Annotated in this window: 19 protein-coding genes; 6 read left to right on the top strand and 13 right to left on the bottom strand. The window is 64.0% G+C overall.

Annotated features, from left to right (window positions below; translation table 11 throughout):
- Position 1 precedes the first annotated feature (1 nt).
- The 8 genes from NLN62_RS03760 to NLN62_RS03795 all read right to left on the bottom strand — a co-directional run bounded on the left by NLN62_RS03760 (position 2) and on the right by NLN62_RS03795 (position 7,726).
- On the bottom strand, positions 2-424 hold the full coding sequence (locus NLN62_RS03760) for a cytochrome c (protein ID WP_063621730.1): 423 nt from the start codon (positions 422-424) through the stop codon (positions 2-4).
- Positions 424-2,019, bottom strand: a complete 1,596-nt coding sequence (locus NLN62_RS03765) for an NAD(P)/FAD-dependent oxidoreductase (protein ID WP_254107428.1) — start codon at positions 2,017-2,019, stop codon at positions 424-426. Before NLN62_RS03765 ends, NLN62_RS03760 begins: the two co-directional genes overlap by 1 nt.
- Before the next feature lie 149 nt (positions 2,020-2,168).
- A complete protein-coding gene (locus NLN62_RS03770) occupies positions 2,169-3,170 on the bottom strand; it encodes a nitronate monooxygenase family protein (RefSeq protein ID WP_027524372.1) in 1,002 nt (333 codons plus the stop codon).
- Positions 3,171-3,229: 59 nt separating this feature from the next.
- The gene (locus tag NLN62_RS03775; protein ID WP_254107429.1) at positions 3,230-3,967 is read right to left on the bottom strand and encodes an SDR family oxidoreductase; all 738 of its coding nucleotides are present in this window, start codon (positions 3,965-3,967) and stop codon (positions 3,230-3,232) included.
- A 210-nt stretch (positions 3,968-4,177) separates the two neighbouring features.
- Complete coding sequence (locus NLN62_RS03780) at positions 4,178-5,797, bottom strand: DHA2 family efflux MFS transporter permease subunit (protein WP_254107430.1); 1,620 nt, start codon at positions 5,795-5,797, stop codon at positions 4,178-4,180.
- Positions 5,794-6,822 carry an HlyD family secretion protein gene (locus tag NLN62_RS03785; RefSeq protein WP_371933096.1) on the bottom strand — a complete coding sequence of 343 codons (1,029 nt, stop codon included), beginning with the start codon at positions 6,820-6,822 and terminating at the stop codon, positions 5,794-5,796. Before NLN62_RS03785 ends, NLN62_RS03780 begins: the two co-directional genes overlap by 4 nt.
- Before the next feature lie 352 nt (positions 6,823-7,174).
- Complete coding sequence (locus NLN62_RS03790) at positions 7,175-7,333, bottom strand: hypothetical protein (protein ID WP_254107432.1); 159 nt, start codon at positions 7,331-7,333, stop codon at positions 7,175-7,177.
- Positions 7,334-7,366: 33 nt separating this feature from the next.
- Positions 7,367-7,726, bottom strand: coding sequence for a PRC-barrel domain-containing protein (locus NLN62_RS03795; RefSeq protein ID WP_254107433.1), 360 nt, complete (start codon positions 7,724-7,726; stop codon positions 7,367-7,369).
- Between the two features lie 185 nt (positions 7,727-7,911).
- On the opposite strand from NLN62_RS03795, the gene NLN62_RS03800 reads away from it, so the two are divergent.
- From NLN62_RS03800 to NLN62_RS03815, 4 genes are all read left to right on the top strand, one after another.
- A complete protein-coding gene (locus NLN62_RS03800) occupies positions 7,912-8,139 on the top strand; it encodes a hypothetical protein (protein WP_027524368.1) in 228 nt (75 codons plus the stop codon).
- Between the two features lie 74 nt (positions 8,140-8,213).
- The gene (locus NLN62_RS03805; RefSeq protein WP_254107434.1) at positions 8,214-8,783 is read left to right on the top strand and encodes a phosphatase PAP2 family protein; all 570 of its coding nucleotides are present in this window, start codon (positions 8,214-8,216) and stop codon (positions 8,781-8,783) included.
- Entirely contained in the window at positions 8,780-9,127 is a 348-nt protein-coding gene (locus tag NLN62_RS03810; RefSeq protein WP_254107435.1) for a DUF3147 family protein, read from the top strand. Before NLN62_RS03805 ends, NLN62_RS03810 begins: the two co-directional genes overlap by 4 nt.
- On the top strand, positions 9,127-9,600 hold the full coding sequence (locus NLN62_RS03815) for a DUF3147 family protein (protein ID WP_254113331.1): 474 nt from the start codon (positions 9,127-9,129) through the stop codon (positions 9,598-9,600). The genes NLN62_RS03810 and NLN62_RS03815 overlap by 1 nt, the downstream gene beginning before the upstream one ends.
- On the opposite strand, the gene NLN62_RS03820 is transcribed toward NLN62_RS03815, so the two are convergent.
- Complete coding sequence (locus NLN62_RS03820; protein ID WP_254107436.1) at positions 9,589-9,786, bottom strand: hypothetical protein; 198 nt, start codon at positions 9,784-9,786, stop codon at positions 9,589-9,591. The two genes, NLN62_RS03815 and NLN62_RS03820, sit on opposite strands and share 12 nt — an antisense overlap.
- A 332-nt stretch (positions 9,787-10,118) precedes the next feature.
- Between NLN62_RS03820 and NLN62_RS03825 the strand changes: the two genes are divergently transcribed.
- Positions 10,119-10,367: a hypothetical protein gene (locus NLN62_RS03825; protein WP_027524365.1), complete on the top strand. Its 249-nt coding sequence runs from the start codon at positions 10,119-10,121 to the stop codon at positions 10,365-10,367.
- A gap of 141 nt (positions 10,368-10,508) precedes the next feature.
- Here NLN62_RS03825 and NLN62_RS03830 read toward each other — a convergent pair whose 3' ends face one another.
- The 3 genes from NLN62_RS03830 to NLN62_RS03835 form a co-directional block, all read right to left on the bottom strand.
- Positions 10,509-10,715, bottom strand: coding sequence for a hypothetical protein (locus tag NLN62_RS03830; protein ID WP_027524364.1), 207 nt, complete (start codon positions 10,713-10,715; stop codon positions 10,509-10,511).
- Positions 10,716-10,811: 96 nt separating this feature from the next.
- A complete protein-coding gene (locus tag NLN62_RS52885; RefSeq protein ID WP_256375292.1) occupies positions 10,812-10,946 on the bottom strand; it encodes a hypothetical protein in 135 nt (44 codons plus the stop codon).
- 121 nt (positions 10,947-11,067) lie between these two features.
- On the bottom strand, positions 11,068-11,265 hold the full coding sequence (locus tag NLN62_RS03835; protein WP_027524363.1) for a hypothetical protein: 198 nt from the start codon (positions 11,263-11,265) through the stop codon (positions 11,068-11,070).
- Positions 11,266-11,360: 95 nt separating this feature from the next.
- On the opposite strand from NLN62_RS03835, the gene NLN62_RS03840 reads away from it, so the two are divergent.
- Positions 11,361-11,885 (top strand): DUF4142 domain-containing protein, encoded by a 525-nt coding sequence (locus NLN62_RS03840; protein WP_254107437.1) that lies wholly within the window; start codon positions 11,361-11,363, stop codon positions 11,883-11,885.
- A 4-nt stretch (positions 11,886-11,889) separates the two neighbouring features.
- On the opposite strand, the gene NLN62_RS03845 is transcribed toward NLN62_RS03840, so the two are convergent.
- Complete coding sequence (locus tag NLN62_RS03845; RefSeq protein ID WP_254107438.1) at positions 11,890-12,180, bottom strand: hypothetical protein; 291 nt, start codon at positions 12,178-12,180, stop codon at positions 11,890-11,892.
- Positions 12,181-12,298 lie beyond the last annotated feature (118 nt).

Genomic DNA, 12,298 nt, shown 5'->3' on the forward strand with positions numbered 1-12,298 from the left:
GTCAGCGACGCGCGTCCCTCACCTCGTTCGCCGTCACTGCATCATCGTAAGCATTGCCGAAATGCGTGCGCAGATAATTCACGACGGCAGCGATCTGCGCGTCCGTCATCATCTCGCCGAACGGCGGCATGGCGCGCCGGCCGTTGAGCACGAGATAGACGGGATAGCCGCGTGCTTCCAGATTCTTGTCGGCGACGAGCGACGGATAGACGCCGGCGCCGGAGGCCCCACCGGCATCAGGCATGTGGCAGCCCTGGCAGACATTGGTGAACAGCTCCTCGCCCGTGGTCTCCGCAAAATTGAAGCCCGAGCTGAAGATGCGGTTTTCGGGGCCGTCATGCGCCCGCGCGGTTGCCGACAGCATCATGACTGCCGACAAGGCAAGCCGCACCGGCCATCGCACCCGTCGAAAGCCCTGACCCATCACGTCCTCACCACGCGGTCATGCAGCCGCGCAATCGCATCGAGCGCGGAGAGGATCGCGCCCTCCTGCCAGGCTGGAAGCGCGGAGGCGTGCTCGCCCGCGAGCGCGATGCGGCCGTCGATCTGGCAGAGGTTGTTGTAATGCGCGGCGCGCGCCTCGTCGCTCCAGTCGCCGGCGCAACCGAGCACGAAGGGCACCCGATGCCAGGCGACCGCGATGCCGTTTTCGAATTCGCTCTTGTATTGCGGGTGAATGACGGCGCCGAACTCGACGGCGCGCGCGACCCGCTCGGCCGGCGACATCGCGGTGAATTCGTAGGAGTTCGGACCGTCGAACAGATAGGCGCCGAGCAGGACACCGCGCCCGGCGCGGTTGTAGTCGTAATTGGGATAGGCGATCTGGCGGATCGGCAGGTCGGTGTAGCTGATGCCGCCATAGATCGCCTCGTCCTCCTCCCAGAATCGGCGCTTGAATTGCAGTCCGATCTTCACGGACGCGGCATAGGGAACGGCATCGATCGCCGATTTCATGGCGGCGCTGACGTCGAGCGGCAACTGGCTCAGGATCGTCAGCGGGATGGTGCAGACGCACCAGTCGGCGTGCACCTGCTGCACCGCGCCAGGATTCTTGGCATCGACATAGCTGACGGTGACGCCGCGCGGGTCCTGCTGGATCTGCGTCACCTTGGCGTTGTAGCGGATGAGATCGCCGACCTCCTTGGCAAAGGCCTTGCCGATCATGTCCATGCCGCCAACCGGCTGAAACATTGTGGTCTGGAAATTGTAATGCGCAAAGCCGCGCAAATAACGCCAGAGCCGCGACTTCAGCACCTCCGACAGACCAACCGGCTCGCTCGGCTCCGGCATCGCCGTCAATCCGCCGCCAGGATCCTTGGTGTAGCCGCGAAATTCCGCCGAGATCAGATTGGCCTTGTAACCATAGCCATTGTCGAGCGCGCCCCAGGAGCGCAGCGCCTGGAGCAGGATCTCCTGGTCCTCCTTCGACACGGTCTCGTCGAGCTTGCCCTGCTGCGTCACCTTTGCGAGCAGCTCGGCGATCTGGCCCTGGAAATCCGCCTTCACGGCGCGCAGGCGCTGCGGTTTGCCGCCGAAGGCGCGCACCGAATGCAGCAAAGCGTTGTGATTGAGCTGATTGAACGGCTCGAGCGCGATGCCCAGGCGCCTGCAATAATCGAGCAGCGCGCGGTGATGATAGGGAATACGCCACGGCCCCGGATTGAGATAGAGACCATCCTCGAACTCGCACACCTGCTTGTGGCCGCCGAGCTCGGTGAAGGCATCGCCGCCCCGCAGCGTCCAGTTGCGGCCGCCGGGGCGAGCGTTGAATTCAAGGATCTGGACAGTGTACCCGGCCTTGCGTAGCTCGAGCGCCGCGGTCATACCGGCAAGGCCCGCGCCAAGCACGAGCACGGAGGCGCCTCTGGGATCGCCTTCGAGCCGAATCGGGCCCTTGTAGCGCGACTCCGACGCGAGCCCGAGGCTCGTCATCGCATGATACATGGCCGCGCTGCCGGCCACCGTACCGATCAGCGCAAGAAGATCACGTCGCCTGACGGTCACGGGTTCGCTTTGCATGGCGTTACGGGAGAGGGCCCAGTCCTGAGCCGTCAGCAAACAGCACACCGCGGAGCGAGGCAACACACGCGTTGTTGATCGGCGCGCCGTCGCGCGGCGCGATGAGGATGCTGATTGCGATCCTCATCGTTTTAGCCGCAAATACGACGTCACGCGACCTTGCGCGCCGCCGCCTTGCCGTCGAGGAAGCCCATCAACCTGCCGCGGATGATCTCGTCCGCCTCTCTCATGATGCGATCGACGAGTTCCTTGCACGAGGGGATGTCGTTGATGAGGCCTGCGACCATCCCGCAGCTCCAGGCGCCGGCATCCATCTCGCCCTCGATCATGATTCTGGGATAGACGCCCGCGACCTGGTCGTGGATGTCGTCGATCTTCAGCTTTTCGCCCTTCTCGCGCTCGATCTCGAGTAGGCGATCGACATTGGCGTTCGTGAGCACCCGCTCGGTGTTGCGCAGCGCGCGCATGATCAGGCGGGTATCGAGCTCGGTCGCCGCGACCAGCGCGTTCTTGACGTTCTGGTGCACCGGCGCCTCCTTGGTGGCGATGAAGCGCGTGCCCATGTTCATGCCGCTGGCGCCGAGCGAAAGTGCTGCGACGAGGCTGCGCCCGTCGGCCATGCCGCCGGAGGCGACGAAGGGAATCGTCAACTCCTCCGCCGCGCGCGGCAGCAGGATCATGTTGGGGATGTCGTCTTCGCCGGGATGACCGCCGCATTCAAAGCCGTCGACGCTGACCGCATCGCAGCCGATCCGCTCGGCCTTCAGCGAGTGGCGCACCGAGGTGCATTTGTGGATCACCTTGACGCCGGCCGCTTTCAGCGCAGGCATGTATTGTTCCGGGCTGCGGCCTGCAGTCTCCACGATTCTCACGCCACCCTCGACGATCGCGGCGATGTATTCCGGATAGGGCGGCGCCGAGAAGGTCGGCAGAAAAGTGAGGTTCACGCCGAACGGCTTGTCGGTCATCTCGCGGCAGCGCGCGATCTCCTTGGCGAGCAGCTCCGGCGTCCTCTGGGTGAGCCCGGTGATGATGCCGAGCCCGCCGGCGTTGGAGACTGCGGAGGCGAGCTCGGCAAACCCGACAAAATGCATGCCGCCCTGGATGATCGGGTGCTCGATGCCGAACAGTTCGGTGATCGCGGTCTTCACGTAGGCGTCCTCCCTGATGGTTTGTCTGGCGCGAGTTTAGCCGTAGATCTGCGCCACGGTCACCATTTCTCTCCGAAGGGGCGGATCTCCATCTCGAAGGTCCAGGCGCTCTTGGGCTGCTGATAGAGCTGCCAATAGGATTCCGCGACGGAGGCTGGCGGCATCAGGAGGTCGGGATTGTCGAGCGCGTCGGGGCCGAGCGCTTCGAGGCGGCGCTGCCGCACCCATTCGGTATCGACGCCGGAATCGATGATGAGATGCGCGACGTGGATGTTCTTCGGCCCCAACTCGCGGGCCATCGCCTGGGCGACGGCGCGCAGGCCGAACTTGGCGCTGGCAAAAGCCGCATAGCCGCTGCCGCCACGCAAGGACGCCGTCGCGCCCGTGAAGAAGATATTGCCGCCGCCGCGCGCCAGCATCAGCCGCGCCGCCTCTCGTCCCGCCAGGAAGCCGGAATAGCAGGCCATCTCCCAGACCTTCCGGAACACCCGTTCGGTGGTCTCGAGGATCGGAAAATTGACGTTGGCGCCGACGTTGAAGATGCAGACTTCTAGCGGCGCGTGCTTGTCGGCGTCGTTGAGGAAGGAAATGATCTCCTCCTCCTTGCGCGCATCGAGCGAGCGGGCGTGGATCTCGCCGCCGGCCGCCTCAACGTCCCTTACCAGCGGCGCGAGCTTGTCGCCATTGCGACGGCCGGCGAAGACGGTGAAGCCTTCAGATGCGAACTTCTTGGCGATCTCAGCGCCGATGTAGTCACCGGCGCCGACGATGGCAGCCGTGGCGTTTCGCTTGGACAAGGTCGCCTCCTCCTGTGGGCCGCGCCGCGGCGGTGTCGACCGCCCACGCGATGGGCCATTGGGTGATATTGAGGTCGAGGCTATAGTTCTAAAATAGAACTGTCAAATTCTCGCTGTACCGGCTATGGATTAGGCCAAAATGTCCTGATCTTTCAGATAGGTTCTTTTTTCAGACTTATAGCGTTGGACCTTGCGAACCTGGCAAAGCAATCAATGCCCGTGGGCCGGAGCGTGCAGGTCGATCGGGCGAAGGATCGCAGCGACGGGAATCATCAGGACGGCGATGATCGCGAGCATCCAGAACACGTCGATATAGGCAAGGAAGTCGACCTGCTGCTGCAAGGTCCTGCCGACCCAGGCGATCGCCTGCGAGGCCGCATCCGATGCGTTCGAGCCCTGTGCCTGGAAGAACCGCGTCATCGCGTCCATGCTCTGCTGATAGCCGAGATCCGACGGCGCGAGATGCTCGATCAGCCGGCTCTGATGGAATTGCTGGCGCTGCGCCAGGATGGTCTGCGCGAGCGCGACGCCCACAGAGCCGCCGATGTTGCGCGCGACGTTGATGAGGGCAGAGGCCTGGTTGGTCTTGTCCGGCGGCATGCCGTCATAGGACGCCGTCGTCACCGGCAGGAACAGGAAGGGCAGACCGAGCGCGAGCAGGATGCGCGCCATCGCCGCATAGCCATAGGTGATGTCGCCGTTGATTCCGGTGAGATGCCACATCGCGACGGCGCAGATGGCCGCGCCCGTCATGATGAGATATTTCGGCTGCACCATGCCGACCAGGCGCCCGACCACCGGCATCAGAACCAGCGTTGCGACGCCGCCGGGCGACAGAGCGAGGCCCGCAAGCATCGCCGTGTAGTTCAGCTCGGTCTGCAGAAGCTGCGGAATGAGCTGTGTCGTCGAGATCAGCACCGCGCCGGTACCCAGCATTACCACGAAGCAAGCGCCGAACTGTCGCCGCCCGAGCAGACGGATGTCGACGATGGGATCCTCGCGCGTCAATTCCCATGGGATCAGCGCGAGCAGGCAAAATGCGGAAAGACACGCGAAGACAACGATCATGGTCGATCCGAACCAGTCGTTGCGCTGGCCCTCATCGAGCACGAATTCGAGCGAACCGAGACCGATCGCGACAAGAATGAAGCCGACATAGTCGACACGCAGCCCCTTGGCGAGCAGCTTCCCCCTCTCCTCTTCAGCACCCGACGGCTCCTTGACCAGCGTGCCGACCAGGAACAGCGAGATGAGGCCCATCGGCACGTTGATCAAGAACACCCAGTGCCAGGAATAGGTATCGGTGATCCAGCCGCCGAGCGTCGGGCCGATCACCGGCGCGACCACGACCGCGACGCCATAGATCGCAAACGCCTGCCCGCGCTTGTGCGGCGGAAAGGAGTCGGCAAGGATCGCCTGCTCGCTGGTCGCCATGCCACCGCCGCCGAGACCCTGTAGGATGCGGAACAGCACCAGAGCCTCGAGACTCCAGGCGAAGCCGCAGAGCAGCGATGCCGCCGAGAAAGTCGCAACGCACATCATGTAGAAGCGCTTGCGGCCGATCACTGTCGAGAGCCAGCCCGAGATCGAGAGCACGATGGCGTTGGCGACGAGGTAGCTCGTGATGACGTAGGTGCTCTCGTCGAGGCCGACCGCGAGCCCGCCGGCGATGTGGCGCAGCGAGACGTTCGCGATGGTGGTGTCGAGCACCTCCATGAAGGTGGCGATGGAGACCACAAAGGCGATCAGATAGGGATTGTGTCCGCCCGCCGCGGAGCGCTCCGGCGACCAGCCGCCCGCCGCCGCGGCGCCCTGCGTGATGTCGGTCATCGCACCTTCGTCCAGGGCACGACCGACATGCCCGGCCCCACCGGCAGATCGGCCGGCCAGCTATCGACCACGATCTTCACGGGCACGCGCTGCACCACCTTGACGTAATTGCCGGTCGCGTTTTCCGCCGGCAGCAGGCTGAACGCCGTGCCGGAGCCCGGCTGCACCGACGCGACGCGACCGGTGAGCTTGCGGTCGGGATAGGCGTCGATGCGGATCTCGACGGACTGGCCGGGCCGCATCTCCTTGAGCTGCGTTTCCTTGTAGTTCGCGACGATCCAGACATCGTCGGGCACGAACATCATCAGGCTCTGCCCCGGCGTAACGTAGGTGCCCTTGGCACCGCTGAGCTTGACGACGCGCCCCGGCTGCGCTGCGAGCACGCTGGTGTAGTCGACGTTCAGCCTGGCCTGATCACGCTGCGCCTCGGACTGCTTCGCTTGCGCCTTCGCACCTTCGAGCTGCGCCTCAAGCGTCTTGATGCCGAGCTCGGCGCTGGCTACCGCAGTCTTCGCGCGCTCGGTGTTGGCCTGCTGCGCCTGAAGGTCGGAGTGGGTCTGCTGCGCGCGCTGGACCGTACCGGCGCCCTTCTGGACGAGATCCTGCGCCCGCGCATCCTCTTCCTGTGCAAACTTGAGCTGTGCCTGGGCCTGATCGAGCTGGGCCTTGGCCTGGTTGATCTGTTCCTTCTGGGACTCGATCTGGGCCTCGACATTGCCGATATTGGCCTGTGAGGCCGCGACCTGCGCCTCGGCCTGGTCGAGCGCGATCCGATAGTCGCGCTCGTCGATCCGCGCTAGCAGATCGCCAGCGTTGACGTGCTGGTTGTCGGTGACTGGGACGTCGGCAACGTAGCCGCCGACCTTCGAGGCGACGGAAAAGCTGCGCGCAGCGATGAAGGCATCGTCGGTCGATTCATAGTGGCGGATGGTCAGCCAGTAGACGAGGCCGGACACGAGCACTGCGATCAGGACAAGGGCACCCGCGGTCGCAATCAGCCAGTGTTCGCGCAGGCGGTCGCGCAACGAGGTTGCACGCGATGCATCGGACGCCTCGTGAACCTCGTTCGAGGCGTCCTGGGGAGCGTCCTTGCGCGGGGGCTGCTGCGGCTGTTCCGCGGATGGCCCACGCTCTCGTGTTTGAGCATCCACGATTCAGTACCTCGATTAGTTCAGATGCATCGACAGCTCGTTCGCATTGCACGCGTACAACCGCTGCCATGCCCCGGCTTGACTGGGGCATCCAGTACGCCGTGGCCCATCCGCGAAGCCACAACCGTCTCTGGAATACTGGGTCGCCCGGTCGAGGCCGGGCGATGACACCGACAATGTGGCGCGCGCTTTCGCTCGAGGGGTCGAACTCCCCGCCCTCACACACTCACTGTGTCTTGCTCTCGTGCCACTTCTCCAGATCGGGCTTCGCCTCGCCCGACCTCTGTTCCTTCTCCGGATTGCCCTTCCATGGCTTGTCCGTCTGTGCATGCGATCCCCAGTCGTTTTGCTGCCGGGGATCGTCCGTGGGCTTTTCCTTGCTCATCGGAAACTCCTGCTCGATAGCGCGACGGGTGCTCTAGACAATCGGCATGCCGTAATAGGCGTTCAGCGCACGAACCTTGGCGTCGTCGCTCCAGTTCCACTCGGCCGCCTCGCCATAATGCGGGGCGTTGCGCAGTTCATTGGCGGTGATGCCGGTAACGTAGCCGCCGAGGTCGGTATCGTATTTCAGTGACTGCCAGGGCAGTGGATAGTGATCGTGGCCGAGCCCGAGGAACCCGCCGAAGCCGAGCACGGCGTAGGACACCCTGCCGCTCCTCTTGTCGATCATGACGCGCTCGATCGAACCGATCTTGTTGTGGTCGACGCCATAGACCGAAGTCCCCTCGACCTTGTCGCTACCGATCAGCGTGCCTGTTTCGCTTTGATCCATCATGGTGAGATCTCCGTTGAGACTCGCTCTTGCGGATCAACCAAGCCGCGAAACGATCGTTCCGGCGCTCTCGCCACGTGTTCCCCGCCGGACCTGGAACAACGCTGAAAAACAGCAGTTTTCCAGGTAGAATTCGAGGCACCGCGCGCCAAGTGCTCGAATCCATCCTGCCTGGCAAGGAGTGAGACATGAGCGATTTTCGCGACATCCAGCATGGCATCAACGATCCCGTCGGCGGCGTCGACGTGAAACGGCGGATCAACAACAACGAGACCCCGCATGAGCGGGCGCAGCGCTACGCCGACGTCCGCGCGATGCCGAGCGCCCAAGAGAACGAACCGTTCCTGCCCGAACGGCTGCGGCGGCCGCCGACCAGGCCGCTCAACCCGCGCACCGGCCGCAATCCGACCGACTAGTCGCAGACACGGAACTTCCCTCGTGCCTTGGCTTTACAAGATCGACACGGTGCACCCTCGCCGACCGAACAACGATGGCACTCGTTACAGTCAAGCCGACCCGGATCGATATCGCGATCGCCGATGAAATCGCCGCTCATGCCAACCCGGGCATGGAAGAAACCGCGGAGGCCCTCACTTGGGGCGCCGACGAGCACGTTCTGCTGGCGCTCGCCGCCGCCGGCTGGCTCTACGCCTGGACGCGACGTCCAGCAGCGCGACCGGTTGCCAACCACGTGCTTGCGGTGTCGCTCGTGACGGCAGTGCTGCCGCATATTCTGAAATCGTTCTTCGATCAGACCAGGCCGGATAGGCTCACCGTCCGCGGCCATCGGCAGGGCATTCCGATATCGGGGCGATCGCACGACGCCTTTCCATCCGGACATGCCGTTCACATGGGTGCGCTTGCCTCCGCAGCCGGCCTGTTGCCGCGCGGTCCGCGCCGCGCCTTTCGCGCCGTTGCCATCGGACTGTCGCTGACGCGCATCGTACTGCTGGCGCATTGGGCGAGCGACGTCGTGGCCGGCTTTGCGCTCGGCGCCGCGGTCGAGCGGCTGTTGAGACCGCGCGCGCTCGTGAAGCGCAATGCGCGGGTACGGCCGTGACCGAGCACATCCTACGCTTCATCGCGGGCGGCCTGATCGTGTCCGCCTTCGCGATCCTGAGCGACATGCTGCGGCCGAAGAGCTTTGCTGGCCTGTTCGGCGCCGCGCCCGCGGTCGCACTGGCGACGCTCGGCATTGCTGTCGCCCAGCATGGCGCGACTTACGCCGCTGCCGAAAGCTGGACGATGATCTATGGCTCCGTTGCGCTCGCCTGCTACAGCTTCGTCGTGTGCCAACTACTGATGCGTTGGCGCATGGCGGCGCTGTCCGCAACGATCGTCTCGTTCGCGGCCTGGCTCGCTGTCGCGTTCGGCCTGCTGGCGAGCTTCGGAGGATCCACGTGATGCCCGTCAAGCTGTCACTGTCGTCTCTGAAGCAGACGCATTGGCACGAATATCTCATCCGTTTCGTGCTCGGTGGTGCCGCGACTGTTCTGGCCGGTCTCATCGGCAAGCAATTCGGCACGTCCGTTGGCGGCCTGTTCCTCGCACTTCCCGCAATCTTCTGTGCCAGCGCCACGCTGATCGATCGCCACGAACGCCGCAAGAAGGAGAGGGTTGCACTGAACGGCGGGAGGCGCGGCCCGCAGGCTGCCGCGCTCGATGCCGCAGGCCCGGGATTGGGAAGCATCGGCCTCGCAGCCTTCGCAGCCGTATTCTACCTCACGATCCCGGCAAGCGTCGCAGTAGCCTTTGCAGTTGCGCTGGTCGCGTGGGGAACCGTCGCCGTGTCGATGTGGTGGCTGCGTCGCAAGCTGCGCGTCGTGCGCCATCAGAGGCAGCACGACCACGCATCGGCCAACCGGCTAGCGTCGTAGCGACAGAAACTCGTGCATCTCGGCGGCGGCCTGAAGCTGCTCGAGACGCGCCACAAGCAGCTCGCGCTGCCGCCCATCCTGCAGTTTTGCACCCTGCAATTTTGCGAGCTCGCCTTCGAGCCGAAGTCGGTGCTCTTCAAGCCGTTGCTCGAACGTGTGGGGATCAGAACGTTTCCGTTTCCGCATCGCGACCTCGTGGGGGTTGCAGGCCCGGGCTATTGGCCCAGCGATCGAGTTGCTCAATCACCCTCCGATGACTCGGCCGGCGCGGCTCCGGCGCCTCCGGCTCTTCGGACAGTTTGCGCGGCAATCTGACCTGATCGGGCATCGTGTCTCTCCAGTTCTTGGAGCGATATTGAGTTTCAGTATGAACCTCTGCAGTTGCCCCGCAATTACATAAGTTATTGATTTTCCGTGATATTTTCACTCATTTGGTGACATTTGAGGAGCTTGCGGAACCCGCACCGAGTTGGTTCGTTGAGTAAACTACTCACCTTGCCAACTTTGAGTGGCTGAACATGAACGATCTTCGCGCCGAGCGACTGCAGGTCATGCTCTCGCCTGAAGAACTGAGTGCAGTCGACGATTTCCGCTTCCGCCACCGCATGCCGACACGCGCCGCCGCGGTGCGCGAACTTCTCAAGCTTGGTCTCGCCCGTGCCGGCATCGATGGGCTGGCGGGCGTCAAGTCGAGCGACTATGGCGTGTTCGGTCGCGGCCCCGAGGGCCACACGCCGGGCGCAGCCGACGGCGACGCCGAGGATTGAACGCAATTGGGAGAGCACAACAGCAAACGACCCCGGCACGGGGGTGCCAGGGCCGTCCTTGGAGATTGCTTCCGGCCCACCGGGGTATGAAGCCGCAAGCAATCCACTTACGCGTCCGAGATGGATTCGTTCCTCTGAATCTCAACCGGTCGGGGGCGTGCCGGAATCATCTGGCGTCATGCCCGAGCCCGGAGTCTTGTCCTGATCATTCAGCTCGGGATCGCGCGTTGCTTCCTTCGACGGCGAGCCCTTCGCACCGGATTTGTGCACGGTCTGCGCGCGCTGCTTGTCGCGTGGCTGCTCCTCGGCGCGCTTGTCGCGAACGATGCCATGGTTGGAATACGTCATGGTTGCACTTCCCGCTTTTCGTCTGTCTTCAAGACGCTTACGCGCCACAACCGCAATGGTTCCGGATCAGCGGGGAATCCGGAAGGTCAAGCGCGCCTAGCTGCGCGCATGCTGCGCGACCGGCGGCGACGAATGCGCCAAATGGACTTGCCGCAGCGTCGTTACCGTCGCGAAGGTGGCGGAAATACCAAACGCCATGATGAGGACGAACAGAGCCAGACGGGGAGCCATTGCAATCCTCCTGCTGAAAGGAACAAACGCGGTTTGTTGCGACCTTTCATCGGATCATCGTCAGTTGGTCGCGCATTGTCCGTGAGCGGTCTCACACGAGGGCTCACGAACGCGAGAGCGGCTATGATGTCTGCTTCTTTTGCGGCACGCGTTGGGCGACGGGCGGGATTTCGCCGTCGAGCCAGTCCTGTTCCTCGGCCAGCGCCGACCAGGCTTCCGCCATCCGCTGGTAGCGTTTGAAGGCGGGTTGCCCTTCGGCCCGCTCGGCGAGATGCAGGCAGTTCTCGGCGTTTTCCCTGAAGATATCAGATTGCTTCATGTCAAAGAGTTGGGAAGCCACGGTGCTGCGCGCAACCGCCCTTACCGGATCGTAATGTCGCGGGAACTTCGGCGTAAGCCCGCCATTGACGATCCATGCGCATCATCGTCGCCACCGTCCTGTTGCTCATGAGCACCGCTGTACTCGCCGACAACAGCGGCGAGCGAACATGGGCCGGGCACGATTCCGTGCGCACGCCGACGGCAACCGATGTCATCAGCGGTCTTTATGCGTTCGGGCGATTCCAGCAAGGCCTGCTCGAGAGCGCCGACCTTAGGGGCAATCAGGAGATCAAGACCCTCGCGATCTCGCGGGCCGACGACGCAGCCAAGCGCGACAAGGCGCTGAAGCGAATCCAGCAAGCGATCGGCGCCGAGCCCGACGTTCGCAAAACCTCGACCGCGGACGCCGCACTCACCGGTCCCGACGACTCCGAAGGGCCGGCCTATGTCAGGCAATTCTACGCGGCGCAGGTCGCCGAATATGAAGAGACCATCGCCCTGCTCGAGCGCTATCTGCGAGCACCCGACAATGACGCGCTCAGCGCCTTCGCGCGCGAGCAGTTGCCTATCCTGCGATCGCAGCTCCGCGACGCCGCGCGCACGATGGCCGACAAGTAGGCACTCACCGTTCGGGATGATGCTGCTCGCTCTCCGGCTTCACGATACGATTGCTCTCGGGCATCTTGTCCCTGCCCCGGTCGCCATTGTCGTCCCGGCCGCCCGAGGTAGATGTGCCGCTGCCGCTCCGGCTTGGCCGCGTCGCAGCCCCCGTCGTCAGCGCGGAGCCGGGCGTGGCCGAGCTCGCCGCCGGATCACCGGTGACGGCCCCACGGCCGCTCGGTGCACCGTTCTGCGCATAGGCCCCGCCGGCGATCAGCAAGGTGGCAGCGATGGCTACGGTTACTATTCTCATAATGGCTCCTTCTCTTCGCGGGCTAACCGGAGGTCGCGCGCTCCGTTCCGAACGACCCGTCACCGCCGTTCCGCATCTGGAACGGTCCTCGCAAGGCAAAGAAAAAATTCCTGAATCG

It is taken from the genome of Bradyrhizobium sp. CCGUVB23 (assembly GCF_024199885.1).
Classification (GTDB): Bacteria; Pseudomonadota; Alphaproteobacteria; order Rhizobiales; family Xanthobacteraceae; genus Bradyrhizobium.

What these genes read in the sequence shown, in the direction of transcription:
- NLN62_RS03760 (WP_063621730.1), bottom strand. Translation starts at nt 424, where the DNA reads ATGGGTCAGGGCTTTCGACGGGTGCGATGGCCGGTGCGGCTTGCCTTG.
- NLN62_RS03765 (WP_254107428.1), bottom strand. Translation starts at nt 2,019, where the DNA reads ATGCAAAGCGAACCCGTGACCGTCAGGCGACGTGATCTTCTTGCGCTG.
- NLN62_RS03780 (WP_254107430.1), bottom strand. Translation starts at nt 5,797, where the DNA reads ATGACCGACATCACGCAGGGCGCCGCGGCGGCGGGCGGCTGGTCGCCG.
- NLN62_RS03790 (WP_254107432.1), bottom strand. Translation starts at nt 7,333, where the DNA reads ATGAGCAAGGAAAAGCCCACGGACGATCCCCGGCAGCAAAACGACTGG.
- NLN62_RS03795 (WP_254107433.1), bottom strand. Translation starts at nt 7,726, where the DNA reads ATGATGGATCAAAGCGAAACAGGCACGCTGATCGGTAGCGACAAGGTC.
- NLN62_RS03800 (WP_027524368.1), top strand. Translation starts at nt 7,912, where the DNA reads ATGAGCGATTTTCGCGACATCCAGCATGGCATCAACGATCCCGTCGGC.
- NLN62_RS03805 (WP_254107434.1), top strand. Translation starts at nt 8,214, where the DNA reads ATGGCACTCGTTACAGTCAAGCCGACCCGGATCGATATCGCGATCGCC.
- NLN62_RS03815 (WP_254113331.1), top strand. Translation starts at nt 9,127, where the DNA reads ATGCCCGTCAAGCTGTCACTGTCGTCTCTGAAGCAGACGCATTGGCAC.
- NLN62_RS03820 (WP_254107436.1), bottom strand. Translation starts at nt 9,786, where the DNA reads ATGCGGAAACGGAAACGTTCTGATCCCCACACGTTCGAGCAACGGCTT.
- NLN62_RS03825 (WP_027524365.1), top strand. Translation starts at nt 10,119, where the DNA reads ATGAACGATCTTCGCGCCGAGCGACTGCAGGTCATGCTCTCGCCTGAA.
- NLN62_RS03830 (WP_027524364.1), bottom strand. Translation starts at nt 10,715, where the DNA reads ATGACGTATTCCAACCATGGCATCGTTCGCGACAAGCGCGCCGAGGAG.
- NLN62_RS52885 (WP_256375292.1), bottom strand. Translation starts at nt 10,946, where the DNA reads ATGGCTCCCCGTCTGGCTCTGTTCGTCCTCATCATGGCGTTTGGTATT.
- NLN62_RS03835 (WP_027524363.1), bottom strand. Translation starts at nt 11,265, where the DNA reads ATGAAGCAATCTGATATCTTCAGGGAAAACGCCGAGAACTGCCTGCAT.
- NLN62_RS03840 (WP_254107437.1), top strand. Translation starts at nt 11,361, where the DNA reads ATGCGCATCATCGTCGCCACCGTCCTGTTGCTCATGAGCACCGCTGTA.
- NLN62_RS03845 (WP_254107438.1), bottom strand. Translation starts at nt 12,180, where the DNA reads ATGAGAATAGTAACCGTAGCCATCGCTGCCACCTTGCTGATCGCCGGC.